Source organism: Marinobacterium sp. xm-a-152 (assembly GCF_013282965.1).
In the GTDB taxonomy this organism is placed as follows: domain Bacteria; phylum Pseudomonadota; class Gammaproteobacteria; order Pseudomonadales; family Balneatricaceae; genus Marinobacterium_E.
Genome location: NZ_WBYI01000003.1, coordinates 20,942 through 46,714, shown reverse-complemented (window position 1 = coordinate 46,714; position 25,773 = coordinate 20,942). Strand labels below are relative to the sequence as shown.

Genomic DNA, 25,773 nt, shown 5'->3' with positions numbered 1-25,773 from the left:
GTATACGGATAAACGGGGCGGGAATTAGAGCAACTTGTCGATCTCACCATCGGTCGCGGTGCCTGCAACTACATCTTTTAACACCTCTTTCAGGGTGTTCTTGAAGTTGTTCAGTTGGATATTGGCGTATGTGAACTCATGCCATGCGGGGGCAATGGCGTAACGGAATCGAAATGTATTTGAAAGCAAAGTGTTATTCGCATCGCGATAGTCAGCTGCATTGCCACGGGTAATTGTTATCCCCGAATTATCGGCCGGGTAAGCGTTACCGTCCTGGGCTTTAATCCAAACTCCGCCGGATGTGGTATCTGCAGGATCTGAAACACCAGCTGAGAAGAACTTCGGTGGCATGAGGTTCCACCACAACCGAGTATAAGCTGCGTTCCATGGGCTCGCTTGTGTACCCGCTCCAGTGCCTTGGCTGCCGTTACCATCAATTGTGATGAGATTCCACGGATTCCAAATCTCTAAGGGCGATCGTACGATCAGCTCTAATGGAATCATGTAGCTGTAACCTTCAACTACATTGGCTTTTGTGGTGCGTGCGACATAGAGGGTTGGGTCATTAAAGCCTCGCCGCGCCACTGTGCGGCCTGCTGCGTCGCTGCTACCGATTTTGTAGGTGCGGTTGTATTTCGCGAGGTTTGCCTGAGCACTGCCGACGACGTTGTAGGTTGTGAAAGTAGTGCCGTAGGAGTTAATCGCTTCCGGAATATAAGCGCCTTCCCCATCCAGCCCCCATACTTGTGAGCACAGTGCATCCATGCTGTCTTGATCAAGAGTAAAGCGAGCCAGACCAGATAGGGCTAAATCGACCCAGCTAGCATTTGAATTGTTCCGCTCTCGTAGCCGGTTAAGTGCCTCATGATCTTTGATCAGTTTGAACCGGTTGGTGTCATCGATAACATGATGCACAGCTTTATCGAGATCAAATGGGAAACGGTCCTGAATGGTTTGAACATCCATTGGATGTTGATGGGGTGATGTTCCTGTAATCCAGTTGATTGCGCCACCATAGCTACCATCGGATTTTCGGTAACTTGTAATGGTTGGTGGTGTGCTAGAAACTGCAAAGAATGTGTCTGCTTCAGCTCCTACCGCTCGCGCCCCAAGAGAACTGCCGACTAAACTGGTGCCATTCCAGCGGATCTCGCGAAGATGAGAGTGCGATTCAGCGTCTGGTGAAGCAGGGGACTTCCCATAACTGGTCTCTACATACAGTGTATCGCCGCTGAGTAAGATATTCATTTCATCGGCGGTAAGCGGCACATCAAGTGCATGACCATGGGTACCTCCAAAGCTTGAAGCGACAACTCCGAACGAGATGGCTGGTGTCTGGTCGCCTACCGTGTAACTGGTTTTAGTGACTCGATCAGCAAGTTTACCCACTGAGCGGGCTCGCAGCCGGTAGTTCACGTAGGCGTACTCAGGAACGCCGTTGTCGTCCACTAACGTGATGACCCCACTTCTGAAAGAGCCGTTTTCGGGTAGATCCTTAGCGCCTGAGAAGTTTAGCTTCTCGGCGAAGTTGAGTAGGTCGCGCAGCTTATTGGCGTTCTCCTGATGGCGGAACGATTGAATTGTCGTGTTAAGTTCGCCCGACACAGGCAACTTCTCTAGCCAAACTTCAAGGTATAGAAGATCCAGCCTTGTATCTTCAAGCGAATCAGTAAACAGGTTGCGCATGTACCTAGCTTGAGTATCGCCAGCGGTATCGATACTGACGGACCCATCACTATTGAGTGAGATACCTGTTGGCTTTGCCAGGACAGATGGCGGTACGTCCGGGGCGCTGAGAATAGCTCCATCTTGGTCAATTAATGTTGGATCGTTATGTGTAGTGCGCACATAGTAGCCATTGACGATGGCACATAGCTCGCCCAATCCCACCATACGGTAGTAGTTGGGGTGGTTATGCTGAAACTGAGCGGTTGAGGTCACGGTGAAGGGGCGATGTAGCGCCTGAAAACCATCGTCTATTGAGTAGTTTCGGGTGCTGTATAGGCCTGACCCACCCATGCCGCGCAAAATCTCGGCGGTGTAGGCTGATTCAAATCCGTCGACCAGAAAATCTTGCTCGATTAGCCCTTTATAAACAGGGGGAATGCCTGGCTCAATTGAGTCTATTGATTGATTCAGGCGATTCACTTCACTGTCGACATGAGCCGTCAGTTCTGAGAGTTGGTTGCTGTTTTGGGTAAGCTGAGTGCTGACTTCTCGATCTTCGAAAAAGTCCTGAAGATTTTCATGGGTCGCGTTTATAAGCGCTTCAGCTACTTTGGCGTTGTGCTCCAGCAGTGGCAGGTAGTCATAATCAATTTTGCCATCCAGCCCGGCTACCGGAACTTTACCAGGCGCAGATTCAAATGAACCATCATTGCTGGTGACCACGGCCACGGCTTCATCACGATAGGTGAGGGTTGTGTCGCGCGCCAGTTCAGTCTCTTCCAATGCCGTCGCAGCAAGCTGAGCACTGTCGTTTGAGGCGGTAGCACTTTGCGCAGATGCTTGTGCGCTGGCAGCTGCGTCATCGACTTTCTCATCTAAGGTGGCTTTGCGCACATTAACGTTAGTCAGTAACTCGGTCGTTGCTTCTGTGAGTGCTGCCACTTCAGCCATTAATGGGCTATTACTGGTATCAGCCATATTGGCTCCTTTGGAATTAAGTAAAGGCGTGGTGATCAACCACGACTGCTTGGGTACGAATCAGTTGAGAAGCCATACGGGCATAGGGTGAGATGACAAGGGTGTCGGCGAGCTCCACATAGTCAGCGCAGGCGTTTTCTGCCTGAGCTGAAGCGCTTTCACTTGCAAGAGCTGCGCTTGCTGCTTCCCTTGCTATTTCCGCTTGTTGGCTTGCCGTCAGCGCGGATGACGCTGCCTTCTCGGCCGAGGTTTGAGCGCCTGCTGCGCTTTCATTGGCTTGTGTTTCTGAGGTTTGAGCAGCTTTAGCGGAAACATCTGCATCGTTAGAAAAACGCTCGGCTGCTGTTGCACTGTTTTGTGCAGCTGTCGCTGCACTTGAAGCTTCTGTGGCGCTAGTACTGGCTGCAACTGCCGAGTTGGACGCTTCGGTTGCCAACGTACTTGCGTTGGCTTCAGAAGTAGAGGCACTGTTTGCACTCGTGGCCGCTGCTTTGGCTGAGCTGCTTGCTGTTGTTGCTGACTTGTCTGCACTCGTGGCGCTGGTGGCTGCAGCACTTGCAGAGTCGGCAGCTTTATCTTCAGATGTTTTGGCCTCATTGGCGGATGTGCTAGCTTCAGATGCCTTTTCGGTTGCTGTTTCGGCCGATGTTGAGGCGTTGGTTGCTGCCGTTGTTGCTTGCGATAGCAAGCTTTGTGCACCGGTATTAATTTCAGCATCTTTATCCGCAATAAGCTTAGCGGGTGAGCGGACGTTGCCACCCTCGGTATCTATTACCTTTTGGCTGTCACCATGCGCCCAGTCGTGTACCAGGTTTGAGTCTGTTTCTAACTGGGAAACAGAGCTGTCTAAGCGGTCTTTAAGCGACATAAGTGTTCCCTAAAATTTAAGTTCAGGCATCTGTTCGTGAAGCCACTTGTGAAGTCGATCGGCTAACTGCATCGCCGAGTCGCCATAGACGGAGGCCACGGCGAGCTCTTCTGCGGTCAGTCTTTGTAGGTCACGAATCTCCATGCGAGCGCTTACTCGCCATCGTTTCGCGGGGAGTAGTTCTGCCTGCCAGGGGCCAAGAAAGCGAGCTTCAACCGCTTGGATATCCAATGGCACTGCCAGTGGCATCACAAACCACTGCTCCCCCATACGGGTGTTCTGCGCCCACCAGGCATCAAAGATGGTGAGCCCATCTTGGGTAAATCGCCACTCCGCGGTCACTTGATAGTTAACGCTGAGCGAGCGCAATCGATGACGCGCGGCGCCGGTTTCCATCTCAGTGCGCAGTAAACTGGGGCGAGGTGAAAGGCTGTACCCCTCAACGAGTGGGGGCGGTAGCGTTTCAGGCCAGAGTGATAGATTGTTCACGGTGGTCATCGCACCGCTCCATATGCTGGGTTTAGTCCATAGCGACGTTCCAGCGTCGGAGCAATGCCGGTTCCTTGGCTAATGGCTCGCGCCATACGTCCTTCAATTTGTTCAATAAATACATCGAGGCGCAGGCCTCCATCGGGTTGCTGATGTTGCTGAACACGGGCATCCACCCCGCTGGCTTTGTTGATAACGTTCACTTCAACGTTGACGGGAGCGGAGTTGCGTTGATCCTTAAGGGCGCGGATTTGGCCAGGCGTAAAAACGGTCTCACCACGTTTGGCGATGATTGGAATTTCTTCCCCTATGACTCCACCGCTGTGAAATTTAGGTGCCCCGGCGAATACGGATGGGCTTACCTGTCGCGACTGCAGGCTGTCAACGCCAATCACTCCACCGGTATGTGCCGCACCAAAAAACGCCCCGAAATTGATACTACCTAGCGCATTTGCTAAGGGTTGAGTAATGCTTTGTCGAATCTGGATACGGAGCAGGTCGGCGATAATAGAGTCCGCAAAGGACTTAAAATCAAACTTGCCGGTAGTTACAAATGAGACCAGCGCATCTTCCATTCCTTTGAAGGCATTGCTCACCAGACGCTCGGTTTGGGAAGCCATGTCTTCGGCTTCCTCCAGAACGGCTTTAAATCCGCGGGTTAAGCCATCCTCCCAAAGACGTGAGCTTTCGAGATCTTTGGCGCGCGCCTCTGAAAGCATGTTCTGATAGATAGCTTCGACTTGCGCTGCAAAGCTGGCATAGCCTTCGCGCGTTGCATCCAGTCCTGCCAGCGCTTCGTCGCGCCATTGATTGGCTTTGATACGGGCTTGGTCGGTTTCAGAACCGAGACCTAGGTAAGCTCGTGTGATTTCATCGATCGCTTCTCGATGGTTTTTATCCCGATCAATAGCTGATTGATCCTGTTGTTCGAGTATCGTTTTTGAGGCGATAAGATCGCGGATCTGCTGTGCTAGTGCTGCCTCTGCCGTGGTAAGGTTTTGTGTCTGATCCAGACCCAAGCGGCGGAGCGCTTGCTCCTGTTCAGTTTTCAACATGGCCTGATTAACGGCCGTTTCACTCTCGGAGCGGGCAGCGATGAGCCGTCGCAATGCACTCTCTTCGGCTTGCAGGTCAGCAATGGCCGCTTGAATACGTTCAGAGCGCTTAGTATCGATAGGCGCCAAGGGTGGCGAAGCAGGTGCTAACGGATCTTCAGGTTGCCCATTCTCATTCGAATAGGTGATTGTGCCGTTTCTGATTCGGTCGATCTGTTCTCGTGCTCTTGATGCAGCTAATTCGGCTGCTTTTAGGGCGTCAAGTTGATCTGAAATCGCTCGCGCAGTCGCGGTAAATTCGGGGTGATCTTGTGCCAATTTCCAGATGGAAGCACGGTACTCATCGACTGAGGTGACGCCCATCTGAAACCAGCGGCGTGTCCACTCAAGCTTCTCTTGAAGATCAGAGCCCACGCGTCCCAAACGATCCCAAATCGATCCGGTCCACCATTCGGTTTTGAGCTGCTCCATTACATCCGCGACATTGTGCTCGGCGGTGATCAGCTTCTCCGTCCAACGAGCCAGTGCTTCATCGCGAGTTGCGGCGGTGAGATCCTCAATGCTCTCTGCAGCGCGTTTGGCTTGTGCCCGGATTTCATCCAGCTCAGCCGCGTGATCTGAAGCGGCTTGGCGTGCTGCATCCTGGCTACGTGCCAGCTCCCAAAGGGCAAAGCCCGCTAATACTGCGATACCGGCAGGGCCACCGACCAGTGCCATGGCACTGCGAAGTCCTACCATAGCAACAGATGCTAAACGCGTCGCACCTTCGACCACGGCCAGACGAGTGGCGGCAATCAGAGAGACTTGTGCCATCATACGAAGGCCAATGATCGCACCGGCATTGCCAATGATCGTGGCGTTCATCAGGGTTAGTGCCCCGGCTACAGTGCGGGCAATCAGCAGAGCTCCTAGACCTTTAATGGCAACATCAGCATGACGAGCCATAAAGCCCAATGCATCGGCGCTAGTACGAACGACATCGCCAAGCGACTCACCTAGAGCACGCGCGGCTTCATTGCCACGCACGGTGGTTTCGCGCAGATCGACAGCAATATCCTTGAGCGCATCATTCAGACCGCCGGTACCCACTTCTCGGGCGAGGCGTGAAAGGTTGTCCTGGATGTTGCTGACAATTCCGTTGAGCGTGGCCATCTGTTCCGACATCGCGCCGGAAAACTGCACCTGACCGATACGTCGCAAGTAAGACTCGATTGCTTGGCTCTCTTTGGCCACGGTGGTACTGACATCCTGAAAGGTGAAAGTGACCTGCTCGCCTTGCGTTCGCGCTTTGATGCCAAACTCTTTTAAGCGTTCAAACTCACCGGTGGTGGCATCGGCGATCGCTTCGACAAACTGCATCAGGTTTTTACCCATCGCCGATGCCGTATTGCCATACGAGCGCAGGGCCTGTGCCGAAGGTTCAAGCCCGAGTGATTGAAGACGGATAAATGCCTCGGTGATGCGCTCAACATTGAACGGTGTCTCCGACGCGAAGTCTTCGATCATGGCAAACGCCTGATCAGCCGCTTGAGCAGATCCCGTGACGGTTTTCAGACTGGCGTGCAGTCGTTCGAACTCTCGGTTGCTCGATACGATAAAACCCAGCGCACGACTCGCACCTTGAATACCGGCATAGGCACCGACTAATCCAGCTGCCTGTTTGAGTACACCATTCAGTGCCCTAGCAGAGGCATCAACGGCTTTAAGCCCAACTGATACGGGTTGGGTTGACCGGGTAATCCGATCAAAGGCTTGAGAACCTTCTTTACCTAATTGCCCAAACTCGCGTTTGAGTTTGTCGCCTCCGGTTGCCTGAAGGCGAATGGAGAGCTTTTTCTCTTGTGCCATAACGCCTCGCGGTTAATGGGGTTCGGCATCACGCTTGGCCAGCGCAACACCGAGGGCTACTTCAGGTATGAGTTCGGCCATTGCTTGGGGTTCGTAACCCAATGCGTCACCCAGAGACAGAGCCAGAGCTATTGGATAAGGATCGGTGGATTGGGTGACCAGTTTGTTGGCGAGATCCCATGCTTGCCAGCCAACATCAGTCGTTAGCTGGTTTTCGATGTAGGGGCAGCGCTCGCCTTGTGCGTTGATTTCGCCTCGGGAACAGGGAGTGTTTTGCTCTCTACATCGACCGCAGTAGTCAGGCCCGTCTCCGAAGTGCCATTGGATTCGGGCCCGGATGCGTTTTTTTCCGCGTCCAGCAATTCGCGCATGCCGGTGTACTGTTGGCGAAAGCGTTCTGCAATCATCCAGTAGGCATCAAATAGATCGCGGATTCCCTGAGCTTCAACCTTGGCAGTTGTTTCGCCCTCGGCATCTAAAACGCCTTCCCATTCGAGGATGGCGGCTTCTGCAAGGCCTTGGGTTAGGTACTGTTCGGCAAGCGCCTCGCGGGTCGGCTCATCGTCCAGATTGGGCAAGTTATCTGTGGCGAGGCCTGCTTCTTTGCAGTTACGCCACTGTTCGCCTAGCGCTTGCAAGCGCTGATTCATTCGCGCCCGCGCTTGATAAAAAATGGCACTGGTACAGGGGCGAACCTTAATTCGAACATCCAGGCCCAGGTCTAGCCAGTAGGGCTCTTTGGGGAGTGTGAGTTTAATCATCAGGCCCAACCCTCCAGATCATTAACCAGTGTGATGGTGAGCATGCGTTCCAGAGTCTGGTCGCGAGCCCCCTGAAAATCATATGAGGCCTCAATACCGCCCGGGCCGCTGATACTGCGTTTCGGTTTAGGCAGATAAACTTCATGCGCAGTGATGCGCAGCTGTTTATCGGCATCAATGGTGTAAGCAAGCTCCAGGTCAATCGGTGTGCCGCTGCGAGCCAACTCCATCAGTTCTGAGTTGCCGTAGCGCACAGAGATAGAGCCCGTCAGGGAGCCCATGCCCGGATCAATAGCTTCGATCTTGCCATCATCACGAATAGTCTCGATGCGCTCTAGGTTGTTTGAGTAGGTTATCGATGCAGAGGTGACATCGGCTAGTGGTTGACCACCGCGTGTAACGGAGCCTTGGAACTGAGAAAAACGTGAGTAGATCAGTTCAGCCGGTGCGCTATCGATAGAGGTGGCAGCGACGGTTTCGCTTTGGCCCATCAACCCAAGTGTGGCTTGCGCTTCACCGGAGCGCTGAAAGTTAAGTGCCAGGGTATTGGCTCGCACACCACTGAAGCGCAGGTACTCGGGTACTTCTGGTAGCCCCATCTCCAGCGTCATGCTTGGGAGAGTTGTTTTTCCAGAGGTAAATTCATGGGTGTAGGGCCCTGTTCCTGAAGTGGTTGAGTCTCCCAGTAGCGCCTGTAGCCAGAGGCCGATATTACGCAGATCCATAGGTACCAAGATATCGCCATCGACATTAATTACGTCCTGAAAAGGTGCCGAAGGGTCTCGACCCTGTCCCAGCACACTGGATTCGATCAACCCTTGCTCGGAGTCGAGTGACGAGGAGACAAAGGGGATCTGATAGTAATCACCACTGGCGGGTGATTGGCCGTATTGCGACTCAAAGCCGAGCAACAGACGGCTGTTCCATCCATAGGCACGTGCCATGGCGTTCTCCTTTAAGGTTAATTACGCCAGTGGATGGCGTGTGTTGAATTCAAGAAAAATAGGGATGGTTGCGACCTTGACGGTTGCACCGCCCTCAAACGATTCGGTTGAAAACTCGGGGCTGCCGGTATGCAGTAGATCTACTGCATCGTTCAAGTTGCCGGCACTATCTAGTGCGACACCGAGTCTTTGCAGCAGTTGATCAAATTGTTGATCACGTTCGCTTGATTGGGCCTGTTGTACCCAAACTTCCAGCTCTATGCGGTGTTGGTACAGGTAACGCAACGGAGACAGCAATACCTCAGGCTCACCGGCATCTCCATCACGAAGGATGAGCAGACCTTCATTCGGAATTGCAGTGCTCAGTACTTCGTTACGTTTGACTAGAATCGGCATGAGCTTTTCAGCCAGAAGACTGTGTAAGGCCGAAATGGCTTGTTCTCGCCGGGTCAAGTTTTTCTCCATAATCTATATGGCTAATTACCCATACTTTATCTATACTTGTACAATGAGTGATTCAAATTTCGAGTGGGATGAAACAAAGGACCGAGAAAATCAGTCCAAGCACGGAGTGTCTTTTCATGCCGCTCAATATGCATTTCTGGATCCTCAGCGCGTAATTGCTGAGGACTTGGAACACAGTCAGAATGAGCCACGCTACTATTGCTTTGGTCTCAATGCTGAAAATAACGGTGTACTCACTGTTCGATTTACATATCGCTCAGGCCGAATCCGAATTTTTGGAGCAGGTTACTGGCGAAAGGGGAAAAAGATTTATGAGCAAGCAAATTCACTATAGTGATGAACCTATTGGTGACATCAGACTGGTTGCCGATTTCTTACCATCACCAAAAGAGTTAGCGCTACGAGACGATCAAACTAAGATTACGATCTCTTTAAGTACCGAGAGTGTTGTGTTTTTTAAACAGGCAGCTAAGAAGCACCATACTCAGTATCAAAAGATGATTCGTGAGCTATTGGACGACTACGTTGCGCGTCACAAAGCTTAATTTTTATTGCTCCAATACTTCAAAACGAGTCGAGGAAGTTTTCGGTGCCAGTTAGCTGCCTCAGAGTCAAAACGAATGAGTTTCGGCATTTTGACCTGGGGTACCAGCCAGAACATCACTACAGAGGTGAGTCCGCGGCCGGTGTCTCGCGAGCGTTGGCTGGCCTTTCGAAAACCGCGTAACTCTCCTGTTTTGCGCGAGTAAGAGGCGCGCATTTGGTTGGCTACCAGCAGGGAAGGGCCATGCTTGCGGTAGACAAACTGCAGCCGTATTCCGCGCGCACGCTCGAAATTCCCGGGCGTTACTTTCTGGCCCATGACCCGTTTGGGGGCATTGGGTGTTGGTATGGCGAGCCAGAACCCGTCTTTCGAGCGAATCACCGTACCCTCGTCAAAACCGGATTGGATCTTTTCGGCTTTGGTGTAGACCTCGCCGGCTGCATGCAGGCTTCGGCCACGCTGCGGATAGACATCACCGCGCCAGGTTCTGGCGAGACGTGTCCCCAAACCTGCGGCTGTGACTTGAGCACTCATCCGGTTTTTTAGCCCAGTAGTTGCCTCTTTCACTGCAGCGGTGACGGCGATTTCGGCGCGATCGATCTCTGTTTCCAGAAACTGTTTTAAGTTGCCTTCAAACGCGGCGGTCAGTCGCAAGGGATCGCCTCTACGGTAAAGACCATGCGGTGCAGATCCAGTGAAGGTTCGCCCTGTAAGCGGTAGCAACGATCGTTCAAAACAATCTCATCTCCAGATTTGGGGCCGGGTACCTGAAATTTTTGGATTTGAAGCTCGAGTGTTTCGCTTTGGATGCGGGTATCTCGGTAATCGAGGATTACATCCGGTGCTTTGGGGATGACCAGGATCACTTGTTCTTCAGAGCCCAACGGCCGAAAGAGGGCAGATTGTCCCAATCCCTGGAACATCTGCCCGATCGCCTTTTCAAACGCCTGTATCACGGCAGTGCCTGATAGCTTTTCCAAGCGGTATCACGCTCGGCTTGAGTGATATCCCGATCAAGCACCTCTTCCAGCGCTTTGATCAGCGGCTTACCGTCTTTACCAAAACCATCCTCGCTCAATACCGCGATGGCATCGTGCAATTCTGATTCGGTTGTTGGGGCATCTTCAGTGCTTGAAGCATCTGTTGCCAGTGCAAAGCCCTTCGCAATCAGTGCTTTTGCCTCGGCATCCGGCAAGGCCACCACCGATTGCGGTGGCACCTTCCCTTTGTCGGTATGCAACGTGATGAGTGTGCGTATCTGCATTATTTCACCCCTCAGGCAACGGTTGCGCAGAACGACGCGTTCGGACGGTAAGGCACCAGCAGCGGTGCGGACTGCATCAACAACCAGCGTAGCGCTGGATCTTCCTCCAACCAGGATTTGGTAAAGTATCGGCTCGCTCGGTAGCCGGCTTTCTCGTCTTGAATCACGCCGTAACAGCGGGTGCCTTCGAGCAGGCCCTGGCTTGAAAGAATGACGGTGTAGTCCGGCAACATATTGCGTGAGATACCGGCATCATCCACATAGGCATCGTTGTAGACCCAGAAGTCGAAGTCACCGACGGAACCTACATAACGCGCTTTATCGTTGCCCTGGCCGCGGATCATCGGATCAATATTGAGGGTGTTGCCGGTGCCGCGACGCAGCTCCAACAAGCGCTCTACCTTGGCGTCATTCTTAAAGACACGCCAAGCGAGTGGATCCATCACCACCGTGCGGGCGGCCGCACCTGATTTGATCTGTACCAGACCCGCCCAGTCCTCGATATCATCCAGAACGTTAACACCGGTTTCGCCCCAGCGTTGGCCACCAGTTAGGGCAACGGTCAATTCTGTGTCGCGCTGAAAGTCGATCACTTGTGCTGGGTAGTCTTCACCTGCGACAGTGATCTTACCGGTGCGCAATGCCTCGGCTGCCATCACCTCTTCACGACGAGTGAGGTTCTCGACCTGATTGGTTAGCGCGCGATTGAGCGCGGCCTCACGACGGTTCATCGGTGCGAGCGACCCACCAATGGTCTCACCGATTAGGCGCTTCAGTGGCGCGTTGGGGTCGAAACGGCGTTTATCTTTGACGTAAGCCGGTTTGAAACTGCGAGTCTCAAACCCTTCTGCTGATACAACTTTGCCTTCTACCAGTGGCGAGACGAACGGCACCAGGCGTGGTTTTGATTTATCGATATCAAAGTGAATCTCTTCACTCTCCTCGGTTTGGATCGAGGGGAAAAAGGTGTCCAGCAAAAACGAGGCTGGACGTTCCAGATGCTCCACCACCCGGTTGAGCACGTGCGTTGAAAAAATATCCATGGTGGGGACTCCGGATTAAGGTTGATTGGTTCGAATGAAAAGAGAACGGGTGCGGAAGCTTTCAGTGACGCTCGCCAGCGTATGGCCGCTGCCAAGGGTCAGAGCATGAGCATTGAACTCACCGGTCAGAAACAGATGTCCTTCAACATCCGATGTGGCATCGATCGGTTGCGCGAGAATCGCCACTGGTACTTCCGAACCATCGGTTGCGGTGGTGGTGCTGAGCACATAGGCTCCGGTTGCTGTGATTTGACCCAGCACTGCCCCCTGAGGGAGCGCCTGCCCACCGGTGATGGTCGCAATACGCATGATGCGCGGAAATTCACCGGCAATTAGATTTTCGGGTGTGAATACCCCTTGGGTGGTCACGCCACTGGCAATGCCCTGCAAACTCATAGTGTACCTCCGCGAGAGTAACGCGCGATGCGCTGAGCGATGTTGTCCGCATCATCCGATGCACTCTCATCTGCCGGTTCTATCGCTGGGTTGTGCATCTGCGCCATGGCAGATTCAAAGCCGCTGGTATGACTGACGGGTGAGGTTGATTGTTTAGGAGCCGCGGACATTGCAGCGGTTGCCATATCCACACTCATATCGGTAGCAAAGGCCAGATGACGGGCCAAGGATTCACGACCCTCGGCTGTGTCAGAGTCCAGAATGGCAGCAATGCGCTTACGTTCTTGCTGACGACCCGCTTCAATCGATGGGGTATGGACGGCACCTGCATTGGCCTGCGTCCACTCTTCGTGAAGCGCCTGAATCAGTTGCGGGTGATCGGCTTTTAATGAGCTCAGTGAAAGCGAGGTCTTCGGATCGACTGAACCGCTCGCCTCCAGGGTTGTGCCCGATTGGGACTGTCGGTTGTGTTGGTCAGGCATGTCGGCCTCCTTGTTTGATGACAAAAAGCCCTGCGCAGAGGCAGGGCTGGATTCATAAGTTTGCTGGTTGTTAAGTGCTTGCAGGGTTTGATCGAGCGTACTGATGCTGTCGGCTAAGCCCTGTGCAACGGCTTGTGCCCCGATCAGCAGGTCACCCTGCCCGAATTGTATTTTGACGGTTGGAGGATCCAGTCCCCGGTTTTTGGCAACTGCTCCGATAAATATCTCTGCCAGCGCATCGATGCGAGATTGCAGTCGAGCGCGGTCTCCTTCGTCTTGAGGATCGAGTCGTTTATACGGGCTTTGGGATGAGACGATCTCGAACTGCTCGGCATCGTTTGAACGTTTGTAAATACCGACCACACCGATAGAGCCAAGGGAGGCAGTTTCGGAAATCACGATCCGTTCGCAACTAGAAGCGATCCAGTAAGCACCGGAAGCGGCATCCCCAGAGCAGTAGGCGATGATCGGTTTACGCTTACGGGCTTGGTAAATCAGGTTCGCCAACTCGGCGCAGCCATTAACCTCACCACCGGGTGAATCGATGTCCAGTATGATCGATTGAATCGCTTGGTTATCCAGCGCTTGGCCTAGTTCGCGGGCAAGCACCTCATAGCTTGTGGCACCACTGATGGCGGTGAACAGATTGGCGTAACGAAATAACGGGCCGGTAACCGGAAGGACAGCCGTTTGCCCATACATCGTAATTTGATGACTGTGCTCTAAGGGGCGGCCCAGTCGCTCGGTGATGGCTTCGATCGAGTCCTGCTCGCGCTTGGCAATAGTGAGCACCGTATCGAGTGAGGGCTCTGTCATCGCCCAGGGTGTGCCGGTAGCGTAGTTCCAAAATCGCATCAGTGAATCTCGGTTAAGTTAAACAGGGGTGTTGGTTTGTGTATTAGCTTCATCGGGTGAGTGATCTGGTTCGGTATCTGGCTGGCTATTGCTAGGGTCAGCTACTGGCTCAGGCATGATCGGTTGGATAGCGAGCCCTAACTCACGCATCTTGGTCTGTTCGCGAGCGCGCTGCTCAAGCACCTCTTCCCAGTCCAATCCCTGAATTGCACACTCATCTTCCAGCGTGGAGAGCCCCGTCTCCAGCCGAAGCTGCGAGGCTTTGGCCTCTTTGACTGGGTCGATCCAACCACGCCCTGGTCCGATCCATTTACAACGGGTCCAGAGCGCTTTGTTTTCGTAGAAATTGGGTGCTTCAATCAGCCCTTTATTGATCGCTTCCTCTAACCAGAGCTCATACACCGGGCGCGCCCAATAGGTGGCTAACCACTGACGACGGCCCATGAAGTAACGCCAGGCCTCCATAAGTGCAGCGCGGGCTGAGGAGTAGTTGGTTTTCGAGAAGTCCTTCATCAATAGTTCGAACGGGATGTTCAAACCGGTACCAATATGGCGTAGCACGTTCTCTACAAACTGTCCGTAGCCACTGTTGGGGCGGCTCGGTGTAAATGCAGAGACCTTGTCGCCTGGGAATACCGGAATAATCGCACCGCCTTGCAGGCGAACTTTCCAGTCGCTACGAGCGGCAATGTAATCCTCGACGCTACCACCAAACATTTCGCTGATGGACTCGCTGTCGAGTGGCGTTTCAACGAAGGCGGCGATCATGGCATTCACAACAGCAGCCTGAAGCTCACTGTGTTCGTAGTGATCGAGCATCTTGAACAGCGGCATGACACTGGCCAGCAATGGCTTACCGCGACTTTGTCCGGTGCGCTCTTTATCGTGGACATGAATCACACGGCGCCGGCCAAATCGAGTCTGTGCCGGGATACGCTCGTAGGTTAGGTTGAGTCGATCAACACCCCACCGCATATCGCCCGGATGCTGTTTCGAGATCCAGTAAGCGAGTGGGGCGCCGTAACGGTCGACTTCGACACCGCCGCGCAGGCGCTTATCGTTGAGCTTGCCAGGCGGGGTATCCAGCCTGTCGCTCTCAATCAACTGCAAGGTGGTTGCAAATACGCCACCGCGATCAGGCAGCCAGAGTGGCAGTGCTAGGGCTTCTCCGTTAAGTAGCCCAGCTCTAAATACCTGTGTGGTTAGCCCATGAAAGTTGAGACTTTTGGCTGCGTCACAGTCCGTTGTTTCCGCCCAACTGCGCCACAGGGCTTCGGTTTTTCGGGTCCACTCGTCGGCCCAGGTTTTATCAAAGCCCAGTGCTCGATAATCAGGCGTTGCTGCTAATCGAAGACCGGTACCGACAACGTTATCCGTGATGGTTTGAATAGCGCCTGAAGCCACACCATGGTTACGCGCCAGATCCCTTGAACGTGAAACGAGTGTTCCAAGTTCGTCGACCAGATCACTATCAGCGGAGCCCGTTTGAGGCTGCCAGCTGGCTAACTCGCGGGCCGTTAATGAGGCAGCTCTGTGGGCTGTGTCTCGCGTATCACGTTGTGCCACGGTTAAAACTCCACAAACAGAGCGCGTCGGCCAATGCCTCGCTCTTGGCGGCGAATATCGAGCTTTAACTGCGCGATATAGCGCACTAACTCTGCCTGATTGGCTGCTGAGTAGGTGATGCTGCCAAATCCACCGACGTTAACGCTCGCCTCTTTCTGGCCTGTCAGTAACAGATGAAGGGCCTCTTCGGCTTCGCTCAGGCGTTGTTTTAAAACAGTCAGTTCGGTCATGCGCTCCTCGCGGTTTATAGATAGGGGTCATCGGCCACCGCGGTAGCGCGTTGTTTAAAAATGGTTTTTGTTTTACTTGGTTGTGGCGCCTCAACGGCAGGATGCGTGGTAGTCACTGCAATCTGCTCGTCCTGTTCGACAGGGAGTGACTTGATAGCTTCACGCATCTTTTGCCACTGGCGATCGGTAAAGCGATCGAGGCCATATATGCTGGCTGCAGCACGGGCATAAACTCGGCAGTCCAACGCTTCGTTGTTTCGTGTTGGGTCCTTTTCCCAGGTCGCGCGCGGAAAACCCTTGTGGATGCGAATAACACGTCGCTCGGCAGTGAGCTGTTTAAAATACTGCTCGCCATACTCTGGGAAGTGGCAACTGCCCGGTGCTTCAATCTCGCCTCGTTCGCGCTCTTCATCGGTCAGTCTGGGCAGTTTAAGCCAGCGATAGAGTTCGGTTTTGGCCACCGGGCCACTGACATTCCAAACCCTGAGTCCGCGGCGTTTGCCACCGGTATCGGCTTTGGACACACTTAAAATCAGGGATGTATCGGTATCACGTCCTTTAATGGCCACCACAGTGCGCGGTTGCGATGCACGCGCTCCGGCTCCACCCCATACCGCTTGGGGATGATTCCTGACCCAGCTGTACACCTCTTGAGTGGCGTAGCCTGAGTCGATACAGAGCACTCGAATCGGCAAAGAGCCACCGCGTTGATGCGGCCAATCCTCGGCTAGAAGCCGGTCGAGCTTTTGCCACACCTCCGGTTGAGCGGTATCGCCGTCCAATACGCGGTAATCCACCGACCAAGAACGTTTATCTTCGCCCCAAGCAACAATCTCGATTTCAATACGATCGCGTTGCACGTCGGCACCGGCAGTAAGGAACAGACCTTCGGCTGGTACTCGCCCAATCGGATAGGATTCGCGTCGTTCGTATAGGCGCTCCCATTCAGGCGCTTCGAACTCCTCTTCAAAGGGCTCGCCCAGTACGGTATTCACAAAGCCCTTCATCAAATCCGGACTGTTTTGGGCTGCTTCAAACATCTCGGCGGCATCTGCCCAAGCAAACCAGCCGACTGGGCTGTAAAGCGATGAGAGGTGATAGCCTTGAGTTCGGCCATCACCCTCATTGGTGGCGATCCATTCGCCTTGCGCCAGCATCTGGGTTTTATAGTGCTCCTCTATGAGGTGCTCACAGGATTCACAGCAGTATTTGGCGGAACGTTGTTGGCCCTCGGGCCAACGCAATTGAGTGAATTTGAGTGCCTGTTTATGGCCGCACTCTGGGCAGGGTACTTGAAAGTAGCGCCTGTCAGAGGCATCAAACTCGCGTTGAATACGTGAGAGTCCTTTAATTGTGGGTGTGCTCACGAGCAGTATCTTGCGACGGCGCTGAAAGGTGGCGCTGCGTCGCTCAGCCAACAGGATAGGGTCACCTTCACCCTCAACATCGCCGGGATAGCCATCAATTTCATCCATAAAGAGGTAGCGGGCAGGCATGGATCGAAGGCCGACCGCGCTGTTCGCACCGGTCATGACCAACACCCCTCCGGGAAACTCTTTTGAGAGTACTGTGTTACCTGAATCACGACTGCGTGCTGGCGCGACACGTTCGCGCAGCTCTGCGACTTCTTGGATTTGCGGATCGATACGCTGTCGTGAGTTACGTTTGGCCATCTCAACCGTGGGGGAGACTGCCATCATGGGGCCAGGTGCCACATGAATTACATAGCCAATAAAGTTATTACCTGCTTCCGTTCCGCCCACCTGTGCGCCCTTCATAAAGACCACGCGCTGCACCGGCGAGGCGACGGATAAGCAATCCATAATTTCGCGCAAATAAGGTGTGCGTTCGGTACGCCAGCGACCAGGTTCGGCTGCAGATTTAGCAGAAAGTACCCGGTAACGATCCGACCACTCTGCGACACCCAGAAAGGGGTCCGGCATTAACCCATCGCGCCAAGCCTTCTCGATATCCAGCGCACCTTCGTAGTATTCAGTCGACACGGGGCTGGATCTCGGCAAGTTCTTTAAGGTGTTGGCGCACTTGTTCCTCAAGCGCCACGTGAAGCGCATGCGCATCGATGTCTAGATCGGCGGCCATCTGACTCGATATGCGCGATGGCCAGCTCATCCAGGCATCGCGTTCGGCGCGCGCCAGTTTGAATACATGGGCGATCGCCTGCGAGCGATCGACTAACTCACCCTTAAGTTGGGCGAGGCGAACCTTATTCGTCTGCGCTTTGACCACTTCGTTGGCGGTTCTGGCCTGTAGCAGCGATGTATTGCTGCTCTGAGGCGGAGCGCTGAAGGTCTCTGCGGATTCCTGTGAAGGTTTGAGGGTGTTTGCTTTCGGTGTGTCGGGTGTTTTCTTGCGGCTGATCAGGGTGTTCTGGGCCCACTCTTGGTCGGCTTTCTCCGGATCCAAAGTACCATCGGCCAAGGGTGTGATGCGTCCGGTATCAATCGCTTTTTTAACGGCGACGTGAGATACGCCTCGGTGGCGCGCATACGCGCGGATAGATAGCCCCATGGATGTTTAACTCGTGCGTTGGTTGACCTCCCCGAGATCAATTGAGAGCAGAATTGACTTGGCTTCTCGTTGGAACAGAGCAATGAATGACACCGTCACCAAGACAATGTAAATGCTCGAAACCTAAGGAGAATGAGCCATGCCAATCCAAAAAGTACCTACCCTGTCACCTGATGAAATCGACCTGCTACTGGAATTTATCGCTCGCGACCACTTGATGATCGACACCCTTGAAGTACGCCATCGTGATGGACTCGATTTTCATGAAGTCGGTGTCGCCAGTCTTAAATCTGCATTGCTAGCCGCGTTTGATGCGGGCCGCCGCGCCGACCGCCGTCAAGCAAGCCGACGCCGAACCAACTTTGGTCCGGTTACGCCAGCAGCGCGAGCGGTGTTTGTTCCTTCGGTCATGATGTGAGGTGTTCGATGTCTGATCTTCTTACCGATAACCAAAAACGTATCGTTCTGCACGCGGTTAATGAGACCAACGGTGAGATCCGTTGGTTTCCAGAGCATATCCACGGCGGAGCGCAACAGAAGATTTTGCAAAGCCTCGCCTCAAGGAAGTTGATTGCTCAGATGGGTGATACTTGGCGCTTAACCGATCTCTGTTACCAAGTGCTAAGACTACCGGATCCGGCTTTCTTTGATGCCGAGATTGCGGATATTCCCGTCTTTGTGAAATCCATCAAATCAGAGTCTGGTAAAAAGCCGGCACGACAAACGAAACAGCAGATCATGATCGATCTTCTCTCACGAGCCGAAGGTGCGAGTATTCCAGAACTGATGGACGCCACCGGTTGGCAGCAACATACGGTTCGTGGTGCGTTGTCGGGCACCCTGAAAAAACGTCTGGGTCTTGAGATCGAATCGATTAAAACGTCTGGATCTGACCGAACCTACCGGATACATAAAATCTCGGATGAATCCTCATGAATGCGTTAAGCAAGCCTGTCGTTGTGGATCCGCTGATCTGTGCAGCTTTGGCTGCGTTGACTGATCTCGTCCCCAGTTATGCTAGTGCAGATCTCAAGTTAAAACAGCGAGTCTGCAATGCGATGCAAGCCGAGTTGGATTTTGTTCAATGTTCGTTGGATCAAGATCGCCGGATAGGTGAATGTGTCTATCAGGCCGGTTGGCACAATGCGGTTCTTAGGTTGGCATTGGCCGGGATGCGAGAGTTGTTGAATTAATCCACTGTCTCGTTTATTTCACTCTCAGCGTCTACTGAAGCGGGTTCGAGATCATTGAACGGTAACCCGTCGCTTTCGCGAATTGCTTGATCCCCTGTGTAGCTCTGCCAGCGCCGAACGATGACGTCGACATATTTGGGATCGAGCTCGATCAGTCGCGCTCTGCGGCCTGTTTTCTCGGCGGCGATCAGCGTTGTTCCGGAACCACCGAATGGGTCTAGAACGATATCGCCTGGGCGACTTGAATTGCGCAGTGCTCGCTCAACCAACTCCACCGGTTTCATGGTGGGATGGAGGTCATTCTTCGCAGGCTTTTTGATGTTCCAAACATCGCCTTGATCTCGCGCTCCACACCAATGGCGGTTCTGACCTTCTGGCCAGCCATACAAGATCGGCTCGTACTGGCGCTGGTAATCTGCTCGTCCCAGGGTAAAGGTGTTCTTCGCCCAGATAATGAAGGTTGACCATTTGCCACCCGCTTCTCTGAATGCGCCCTGGAGTGTATCCAGTTCGCTGGATGACATAGCGATGTAGACAGCGCCTTTACAGTGGTGAAGCATCGGCTGAAAGGCGGCTAGCAAGAAGGCATAGAAACCTTCACCGAGATTGTCGTTTAGAATTGGACGGTGCGTACCGCGCTGTTTATCTTTGGCGGTGTTGGCGTAGTCGACATTGTAGGGCGGGTCGGTGAAGACCATATCTGCGGTGTCGCTTGCCATGACGGTCGCAAAACTGTCGTCCTCGGTTGAGTCACCACAGAGCAGTCGGTGATTACCCATAATCCACACATCGCCAGAGCGAGAGATAAGCTCATCACCCAGCTCCGGTGTTTCATCTTCATCGGTGATTCCCTCAACAGTGGACTCTTCAGCCACAAAGATTTCATCCAGTTCATCCGGATCAAAACCAGTCAGATCTAGGTTAAAGCCTTCATCGATCAGTGCCTGAAGTTCGGTGCGCAGTAGCTCGTCATCCCAGCCAGCATTCTCAGCGATTTTGTTGTCAGCGATGATCAGCGCTTTGTGCTGAGCGGGTGTGAGATGATCAAGCACAACCACGGGTACTTCAGTGAGCCCGAGTTTCTGTGCGGCGAGCAATCGACCATGGCCTGCAACGATGATCTTGTCAGAGCCTGCTAGGATCGGATTGGTGAAACCAAACTCAACAATCGAAGCGGCAATTTGACTGATCTGCTCAGGTGAATGGGTGCGAGCGTTACGTACGTAGGGCAGTAATGACTCTGTCGGCCAGGACTCAATTTTTGTGGAGATCCAAGGTTCAGACATTGATTAATCCCGCTTCGTAAATCGTTTGGTGGTTGTTGCGGTAGGCAGTGAAGGTTTGCTTTGGCTTGCCGCTTGTTTCGAGGCTGATGTGCGTCCAGCGACCGAACTCATTGATCAACTGGCCGTAGGGCAAATTCATCGATTCGATCAGTGTACAAAGATCAAATGGAGTGATCCCCGGCACGATGATGTCTGCTGCCTTGCCAGTCATATGCTGGCTGGTGTTACTGCCGCCGATGGCCTGGTTAAGTTCAACGGAGCGATAGCCAGAGGTGATAATCACAGGGCGAGCCAAATGAACACGTAGCGGCTCAAGGAGCTTTTCGCAAAGACCGCTCAGGTTCGCAATCACCTGGTCGCTCGGTTGATTATCAATTCCCTGACGAGCCGCCGTTTCAGACACGACAAACTCTGCCAGCTCAAAATGTTTGGAAAGCAGCATGAATATTCTCAGTAGGTTGAAGTGGTAACCACCGCTGGTAACTTGCTGGGGTGGTAACCTAATTTTTTAGGCTGTCGCTAGCGAAATGCCGGGGTCTTGCCCCCCGCATAGCACACAGGCCCAGGAAGGACCCATTAAGTTTTCGCATGAGCCCGCAGGCGGTTTTGGCGCGAGCCCGCAGGAGCCCTAAACAACAAAGGCCGCGGTGTTAGCGCAGCCTTCAAATAGATTTTTCTCGAGGTTAGATCAAATCATACACCAGATCGGCGAAAGTGTTGCAGGGTCAGAGGGGCAAGGCTTTTGGCGTTAGCCCGCAGTAATCTGCAAGCCAAGCCATTTACCTGTAAATACCTCTACATTCATTTTGATTAGATGAAATTGCCTCTGCTAGTGAGGCGATTGCCATCTTCCACCTACGCCAAGCCGTTGTCCGATCACACCCCATTCGCGCACAGATCTCCCGCCACGGATAGCGCTCAGCTCGCATCCAGAGGAGATGACGTTGCTCTTCCTCGAGCCACACCATCCAGGACATCACCTCAAGCATACGTTCAACCGCTTCGGGTGAGGGTGGGATACGAATGGGCTCAGGCTCCGCTCCAAGATTCTCCCAGGGCATGCGTTTGATGGCCGGCCATGCGTTGAAGTATCCCTGGACTTTCACGGGTGGAAGTCGGTGTGCGGTGCGTGCTGCCTCATGCAGTCGCTCTGCAATTTGCTCTTCAGTCAGCCTAGCCACGTTGACCTCCTTCCTCACCGTAGAGGCGATCGCCGATGTTACGAAGCAGCTGTTGCTCATACCAATCGAGCCGCTCATCCTCGGGTGAGATGACCAGAATGTGCTGCTCTTTCCAGCCCTGTTTTTTGACGTCCTCTGGATCTGGTTTCTGGTTGACTTGTAACCGTCCCAATGGGCAGCGGTAGCGAGGTTGGGGTGTTTTCATGCTGATACCTCCTGTGTATCCAAAGCCCAGTAGAGCAGGGCGATTGCATCTGCTTCGTTGTCGTCGACAGGCTGGTGGCCTCGCTGTTGAACTGCCTTGATCATCAGTTCCTTGCTAGCGTTACCTTTTCCGGCGGCGTGTTTTTTGATGGTGCCCACAGGCACGCCTTGGTATGGAATACCGTGATGCTCACACCAAGCGGTGAGGTGAGCCATGAAGCCACCGTAGGCATGTGCCGCATCCACACCTGCGTGCCGGCGAACCTCTTCGAAGTAGACGGCATCAATGCCATCGGTATGGCTCTTCAATTCAGTGAGCCAGCGTTTGAATCTTAGGTAACGCATACCACCGCCCTCAAAGCGTGAGGGCTTGAATGATTCACTGCCGCTGATGATGTCTCTGTCACCGGATGAGAGTGCCCAACCGGTTTGAGTGCCAAGGTCGAGTGCCAGTAGAGTGAACCGCTTGACCGAGTGCAGATCCCTACCGTTGGGATGGAGAGCACCCCTCTGGGGCTCTCCTCTCCCGTAGGGAGAGGGGGTCTGCGTGCAATCTGGAATTGGTGTGTAACTTATTGATTTATATGGGATTTTAAGCAGATTGCAGACGCTCCCCGCAATCTGGTCTCTGCAATCTGCAAACTGGAATAAGTTACTGATTTTATTGAGGTTAAGTTTGCAGGCAGATTGCAGATTGCAGCAAACTGCTCCAGATTGCAAAACTCCAGCGACTGGTTTTTCGGGGTAAATTGGTAGGCAATTCATCATAAATTATCCTCTTGATAGATCCATATGTTCGGGTTTTCGACGGGCAGTGCCGCGCCGGTTTGGGGGCATTTGTAGTGAGTGGGAAGCACGGGAATTTGAGATGGGATCAACTCACCGGTTTCGTGATTGAGCGCGTTACTGCCAGGAATGGTCATCTTTTCCACGCAGAGATAGCCGTACTTGCTGCGCACCAGTGGTGGCAGGTTGTAGTGGTCGGTATCGCGAAAGAACTTGAGATAGCCCTTGGTTGCCAAGACAGCGAGTCGTTCATTGATGGTGCGGTTAGCACCAAGCCCGGCTTTACCCTCGAACGCTTCTGCAAACTGGTTAGCGGTGTAGACACGGCCTTGGGCCGCCTCTTCAAAGATCAGTTGCAGGATGATGTCTTGCTTGCGACGTCGTTCGGCATCGAGCTTTTCGCCATGGCTCTGGTTTACTAGCCGATCGCTGGTTTCGACCGGGCGCCACTCGCCATCGACTTTATCCAGATTGAACTGCGGCAGGCCTGGACCGTTACGTAGTTCAAAGATCAGCTGGCGCGCGCTGCGTGTCTCGTCGGGACGAAACAGCAACATCCCAGTGGTGTAGTAACCTCGCAGACTGCCCGCACCGGCGAGCGCTTGAAACGGGTCCTCCTCAAACTGTTTCTTGCCCAGCTTGCGAGTGTGGTGGGCGAGAATGATGCCGGCCTCTGGATTGATCGCATGACGCAGCTGTTCGACTCTTTGCGATAGGAAGAACAGCATGGCACCGTTATCGTTCTCACCGCCACCGTCTCCGCCATCAAAGACGTTACGAATCGGATCGATTGCAATGATGTCGGGTAGACCATCATTAAACGCTCGGTTGATTGCGGGTATTACTTGGTTGATGCCATCCTCATCTAGAATCAGACGAAGCTGTGGCGTTGCGATAAAGTTCTCACGGGCAACCAAAAGTCGGGAGGCGGGTAGCTGGATCTCCTTCACACGTTCTCGCAGGTAGTGGTACTGCACCTCGGCCTGAAGATAGAACACTCGCAAAGGGCGTGGCGGTGCCATGCCCAAGAACTCAGCACCAGCGGCCATGTGCGTTAGCCACGAGAGCAGAAAATCACTTTTTCCGACCTTGGGCGCACCACCAAATACCAACATGCCCGAGGGCGTCAGGACGCGCGGTGCGATCAAGTCGGCAGGGATGGGTGAGTCATCGTCTAGGAGCTCGCCCAACTTAAAGGTTGGGATGGTGCCTGCTTCGGCCTTAATGATCTGTTTGTCTGCTTGAGCAATAAACTCACCGCTGTCCAAACCTTGTGCAACAGCATCAGCGGCATCCCATTTGGCTGGTTGTCCCGCTGGAATTTGGAGAATGGCCACACTGGCGGCTTTCGCCGCGACACAGGCTTGAGCTGCAGCCTGCGCATAATCAATGCCCGAGGGATCATTATCGGGCCAAATCAGCACGTCCTTTCCTGAGAGGGGAGACCAGTCGGTTTTGTCGGTCGGGGCGCTGGCGCCATTCATCGCTGTGGTGGCGGTAATGCCGACAGAGTTCAGGGCATCGGCCGCTTTCTCGCCTTCTACTAATACAACTGAATCAGCAGTTGCGAGTCCTTCCTGGTTGTAGAGTGGGCGGGGATTGGGCGCTGCCATCTTTCGAGCCCGGACATCCCAGGGTCGAAACTCCTTACCCTCCGGCGTGTCGTAGCGGTAAACGCAGGCGATCAGTTTGCCGTTGGCATCGGTGTAGTCCCACTTATGGCTGTACTGCCCCAGCTCGTCGGTTGGTACTTTGGGCTGCGTGGGCACTGTATAAGAAGCAATCGCAGGGTCTCCTAACCACTGAGTAATATCAGCGATCAAATCTGGAAATTGGGAGTGGCGGTTGAAACCGCGCACCTGGCCCCATAGATCTAGAACATCACCGCGATCGTTAGTGGCAAAATCGATCCACATGCCTGCCTTTGTGCCGGTTAGTTCAATAACCAGGCTCTTGCCTCTGTTGCCGTCCAGATCGCCCACGAGGAACTGGGTGCCGCGCGTCACGCCTCGCGGGAGCAGAGAGCCGAGCACATCAGGTAGTCGTTCAAGCAGACGCTGTTTGATCTCCTGTGTGGTCGGCTTGGATGGCTGGTCCTCAGATGGCTGATCGGCCGCATCGTTGAAATCGAGCCAAACGATATTGCTCATGCCCGGCCTCCCCAGCAACGCTCCTGCCATGCGCAGAATTTGCAGGTGAAGTGACAGGGATCGGCGGCAGCTCTGGGCAACAGCTCATGCGCTTCGCAGGCATTCAAGATGCGCACTGCGCGATCGGATGCTTGTTGGGCCAGCTCCGCGTTGAAAGGCACCAACTCAAAGTAGAGTTCGGCGGTGTCTTTGTTGATGGCGGTGAAGAGTGCAGGATGCTCCGAGATACCGGGGATTGCCGTCTCCATGTATGCCTGATAGATCGCCATTTGGGTGGCGTAGACAGGCTTGGAAATCGTGACTCCTTTCTTGACGGTATCGTTCCAGGATTTGTTGTTGAGGCTTTTGCACTCCCACAGCATCGGAAAAGTCAGACTCAGCTCTGCTGGCGCTTCGGAAATAACGCCATCGATATGGCCCCTCAGCCGACCGGCGGCTGCCGTGAAGCCGAATTGGCCTCCCGTCGCAGTCTCTGTGAGAAGTGTAAAGTCCGCATCCCGCAGCCATTTAATCGCCAGTTCCTCAAAGACATGGCCGGCCTCAAAGATGCGCAGGGTTTTACCTGAGAACTCACGTCCGGTATCGACGGGTGCATTAAGGTATTCGTACTGCAGCGCCCGATCACACGCGACGCCCAAGCGCGAAGCACCAAGGTAGTCTCGCGGGGTTTGAGCATTTCGATCCTTCGCCAACCCCTCATCGATGAAAGCGCTGATGCGCTCGCTCAGGTTGTTTGATGAATTAAAGTCCAACATCGCAACTTCCTAGAACGGCACATCGTCAGGCGTGTTGGCACGCAGGTGGGCAAAGTAGCCATCGAGGACGGTTTCGATCAGTTGCAGTATCTGTTCGCGACTGTAGTCAGCGAGAGGTTTGTCCATACCAATCTTGGCGACGTAGTCACCCAGCACCGGAAGTACAGCGACTACGGCCGCGTTTTCGTTATGAGTAGGGTCAATCACATGACCTCCTTTAAATCGTTGTTGAT

At 53.7% G+C, this 25,773-nt stretch carries 30 protein-coding genes; 5 read left to right on the top strand and 25 right to left on the bottom strand.

The window, feature by feature from the left end; genetic code table 11:
• Window positions 1-24: 24 nt before the first annotated feature.
• The 7 genes from XMA152_RS03320 to XMA152_RS03290 form a co-directional block, all read right to left on the bottom strand.
• Entirely contained in the window at window positions 25-2,646 is a 2,622-nt protein-coding gene (locus XMA152_RS03320) for a hypothetical protein (protein WP_173482711.1), read from the bottom strand.
• Window positions 2,647-2,662: 16 nt separating this feature from the next.
• Window positions 2,663-3,514 carry a hypothetical protein gene (locus tag XMA152_RS03315; RefSeq protein WP_173482710.1) on the bottom strand — a complete coding sequence of 284 codons (852 nt, stop codon included), beginning with the start codon at window positions 3,512-3,514 and terminating at the stop codon, window positions 2,663-2,665.
• Between the two features lie 9 nt (window positions 3,515-3,523).
• Window positions 3,524-4,012 carry a hypothetical protein gene (locus tag XMA152_RS03310; protein ID WP_173482709.1) on the bottom strand — a complete coding sequence of 163 codons (489 nt, stop codon included), beginning with the start codon at window positions 4,010-4,012 and terminating at the stop codon, window positions 3,524-3,526.
• On the bottom strand, window positions 4,009-6,906 hold the full coding sequence (locus XMA152_RS03305; RefSeq protein WP_173482708.1) for a phage tail tape measure C-terminal domain-containing protein: 2,898 nt from the start codon (window positions 6,904-6,906) through the stop codon (window positions 4,009-4,011). Before XMA152_RS03305 ends, XMA152_RS03310 begins: the two co-directional genes overlap by 4 nt.
• Before the next feature lie 203 nt (window positions 6,907-7,109).
• Window positions 7,110-7,667, bottom strand: a complete 558-nt coding sequence (locus tag XMA152_RS03300; RefSeq protein ID WP_173482707.1) for a hypothetical protein — start codon at window positions 7,665-7,667, stop codon at window positions 7,110-7,112.
• On the bottom strand, window positions 7,667-8,611 hold the full coding sequence (locus tag XMA152_RS03295) for a phage tail tube protein (protein WP_173482706.1): 945 nt from the start codon (window positions 8,609-8,611) through the stop codon (window positions 7,667-7,669). The genes XMA152_RS03300 and XMA152_RS03295 overlap by 1 nt, the downstream gene beginning before the upstream one ends.
• Before the next feature lie 21 nt (window positions 8,612-8,632).
• Entirely contained in the window at window positions 8,633-9,064 is a 432-nt protein-coding gene (locus XMA152_RS03290; protein WP_173482705.1) for an acyl-CoA transferase, read from the bottom strand.
• On the opposite strand from XMA152_RS03290, the gene XMA152_RS12805 reads away from it, so the two are divergent.
• Complete coding sequence (locus tag XMA152_RS12805; protein ID WP_371813277.1) at window positions 9,006-9,410, top strand: BrnT family toxin; 405 nt, start codon at window positions 9,006-9,008, stop codon at window positions 9,408-9,410. The two genes, XMA152_RS03290 and XMA152_RS12805, sit on opposite strands and share 59 nt — an antisense overlap.
• On the top strand, window positions 9,388-9,621 hold the full coding sequence (locus tag XMA152_RS03280; RefSeq protein ID WP_173482703.1) for a CopG family transcriptional regulator: 234 nt from the start codon (window positions 9,388-9,390) through the stop codon (window positions 9,619-9,621). The genes XMA152_RS12805 and XMA152_RS03280 overlap by 23 nt, the downstream gene beginning before the upstream one ends.
• Here XMA152_RS03280 and XMA152_RS03275 read toward each other — a convergent pair.
• Genes XMA152_RS03275 through XMA152_RS03230 form a run of 10 tightly spaced genes read right to left on the bottom strand, consistent with a single transcriptional unit; the run spans window position 9,618 to window position 17,985 of the window.
• Window positions 9,618-10,274, bottom strand: coding sequence for a DUF6441 family protein (locus XMA152_RS03275; protein WP_173482702.1), 657 nt, complete (start codon window positions 10,272-10,274; stop codon window positions 9,618-9,620). The two genes, XMA152_RS03280 and XMA152_RS03275, sit on opposite strands and share 4 nt — an antisense overlap.
• Entirely contained in the window at window positions 10,265-10,600 is a 336-nt protein-coding gene (locus XMA152_RS03270; RefSeq protein ID WP_173482701.1) for a hypothetical protein, read from the bottom strand. Before XMA152_RS03270 ends, XMA152_RS03275 begins: the two co-directional genes overlap by 10 nt.
• A complete protein-coding gene (locus tag XMA152_RS03265; protein ID WP_173482700.1) occupies window positions 10,573-10,884 on the bottom strand; it encodes a hypothetical protein in 312 nt (103 codons plus the stop codon). Before XMA152_RS03265 ends, XMA152_RS03270 begins: the two co-directional genes overlap by 28 nt.
• Window positions 10,885-10,895: 11 nt before the next feature.
• Complete coding sequence (locus XMA152_RS03260; protein ID WP_173482699.1) at window positions 10,896-11,927, bottom strand: major capsid protein; 1,032 nt, start codon at window positions 11,925-11,927, stop codon at window positions 10,896-10,898.
• Window positions 11,928-11,942: 15 nt separating this feature from the next.
• Window positions 11,943-12,323 carry a head decoration protein gene (locus XMA152_RS03255; protein ID WP_173482698.1) on the bottom strand — a complete coding sequence of 127 codons (381 nt, stop codon included), beginning with the start codon at window positions 12,321-12,323 and terminating at the stop codon, window positions 11,943-11,945.
• Window positions 12,320-13,660 carry a S49 family peptidase gene (locus tag XMA152_RS03250; RefSeq protein ID WP_173482697.1) on the bottom strand — a complete coding sequence of 447 codons (1,341 nt, stop codon included), beginning with the start codon at window positions 13,658-13,660 and terminating at the stop codon, window positions 12,320-12,322. Before XMA152_RS03250 ends, XMA152_RS03255 begins: the two co-directional genes overlap by 4 nt.
• 18 nt (window positions 13,661-13,678) lie before the next feature.
• Window positions 13,679-15,226: a phage portal protein gene (locus tag XMA152_RS03245; protein ID WP_173482696.1), complete on the bottom strand. Its 1,548-nt coding sequence runs from the start codon at window positions 15,224-15,226 to the stop codon at window positions 13,679-13,681.
• 2 nt (window positions 15,227-15,228) lie between these two features.
• Window positions 15,229-15,456 (bottom strand): gpW family head-tail joining protein, encoded by a 228-nt coding sequence (gene gpW, locus XMA152_RS03240; RefSeq protein ID WP_173482695.1) that lies wholly within the window; start codon window positions 15,454-15,456, stop codon window positions 15,229-15,231.
• A gap of 14 nt (window positions 15,457-15,470) precedes the next feature.
• Window positions 15,471-17,459, bottom strand: coding sequence for a phage terminase large subunit family protein (locus XMA152_RS03235; RefSeq protein ID WP_217363984.1), 1,989 nt, complete (start codon window positions 17,457-17,459; stop codon window positions 15,471-15,473).
• Window positions 17,449-17,985: an elements of external origin gene (locus XMA152_RS03230; RefSeq protein ID WP_173482694.1), complete on the bottom strand. Its 537-nt coding sequence runs from the start codon at window positions 17,983-17,985 to the stop codon at window positions 17,449-17,451. Before XMA152_RS03230 ends, XMA152_RS03235 begins: the two co-directional genes overlap by 11 nt.
• A gap of 139 nt (window positions 17,986-18,124) precedes the next feature.
• On the opposite strand from XMA152_RS03230, the gene XMA152_RS12575 reads away from it, so the two are divergent.
• Genes XMA152_RS12575 through XMA152_RS03215 form a run of 3 tightly spaced genes read left to right on the top strand, consistent with a single transcriptional unit; the run spans window position 18,125 to window position 19,178 of the window.
• Window positions 18,125-18,403: a hypothetical protein gene (locus tag XMA152_RS12575; protein ID WP_173482664.1), complete on the top strand. Its 279-nt coding sequence runs from the start codon at window positions 18,125-18,127 to the stop codon at window positions 18,401-18,403.
• Window positions 18,404-18,411: 8 nt separating this feature from the next.
• Window positions 18,412-18,921, top strand: a complete 510-nt coding sequence (locus XMA152_RS03220; protein WP_173482693.1) for a DUF3489 domain-containing protein — start codon at window positions 18,412-18,414, stop codon at window positions 18,919-18,921.
• A complete protein-coding gene (locus tag XMA152_RS03215) occupies window positions 18,918-19,178 on the top strand; it encodes a hypothetical protein (protein WP_173482692.1) in 261 nt (86 codons plus the stop codon). The genes XMA152_RS03220 and XMA152_RS03215 overlap by 4 nt, the downstream gene beginning before the upstream one ends.
• Here the strand turns inward: XMA152_RS03215 and XMA152_RS03210 are convergent.
• The 8 genes from XMA152_RS03210 to XMA152_RS03175 all read right to left on the bottom strand — a co-directional run bounded on the left by XMA152_RS03210 (window position 19,175) and on the right by XMA152_RS03175 (window position 25,747).
• On the bottom strand, window positions 19,175-20,464 hold the full coding sequence (locus XMA152_RS03210) for a site-specific DNA-methyltransferase (protein WP_173482691.1): 1,290 nt from the start codon (window positions 20,462-20,464) through the stop codon (window positions 19,175-19,177). The two genes, XMA152_RS03215 and XMA152_RS03210, sit on opposite strands and share 4 nt — an antisense overlap.
• Entirely contained in the window at window positions 20,457-20,906 is a 450-nt protein-coding gene (locus XMA152_RS03205; RefSeq protein ID WP_173482690.1) for a D-Ala-D-Ala carboxypeptidase family metallohydrolase, read from the bottom strand. The genes XMA152_RS03210 and XMA152_RS03205 overlap by 8 nt, the downstream gene beginning before the upstream one ends.
• Window positions 20,907-21,243: 337 nt before the next feature.
• Window positions 21,244-21,645: a DUF6362 family protein gene (locus tag XMA152_RS03200; RefSeq protein ID WP_173482689.1), complete on the bottom strand. Its 402-nt coding sequence runs from the start codon at window positions 21,643-21,645 to the stop codon at window positions 21,244-21,246.
• The gene (locus XMA152_RS03195; protein WP_173482688.1) at window positions 21,638-21,850 is read right to left on the bottom strand and encodes a hypothetical protein; all 213 of its coding nucleotides are present in this window, start codon (window positions 21,848-21,850) and stop codon (window positions 21,638-21,640) included. Before XMA152_RS03195 ends, XMA152_RS03200 begins: the two co-directional genes overlap by 8 nt.
• Window positions 21,847-22,194 (bottom strand): crossover junction endodeoxyribonuclease RuvC, encoded by a 348-nt coding sequence (locus XMA152_RS03190; protein WP_254448267.1) that lies wholly within the window; start codon window positions 22,192-22,194, stop codon window positions 21,847-21,849. Before XMA152_RS03190 ends, XMA152_RS03195 begins: the two co-directional genes overlap by 4 nt.
• Before the next feature lie 419 nt (window positions 22,195-22,613).
• Window positions 22,614-24,785: an AAA family ATPase gene (locus XMA152_RS03185; protein WP_173482687.1), complete on the bottom strand. Its 2,172-nt coding sequence runs from the start codon at window positions 24,783-24,785 to the stop codon at window positions 22,614-22,616.
• Window positions 24,782-25,540 carry a hypothetical protein gene (locus XMA152_RS03180; RefSeq protein ID WP_173482686.1) on the bottom strand — a complete coding sequence of 253 codons (759 nt, stop codon included), beginning with the start codon at window positions 25,538-25,540 and terminating at the stop codon, window positions 24,782-24,784. The genes XMA152_RS03185 and XMA152_RS03180 overlap by 4 nt, the downstream gene beginning before the upstream one ends.
• Before the next feature lie 9 nt (window positions 25,541-25,549).
• A complete protein-coding gene (locus XMA152_RS03175) occupies window positions 25,550-25,747 on the bottom strand; it encodes a DUF6511 domain-containing protein (RefSeq protein WP_173482685.1) in 198 nt (65 codons plus the stop codon).
• Between the last annotated feature and the right edge of the window lie 26 nt (window positions 25,748-25,773).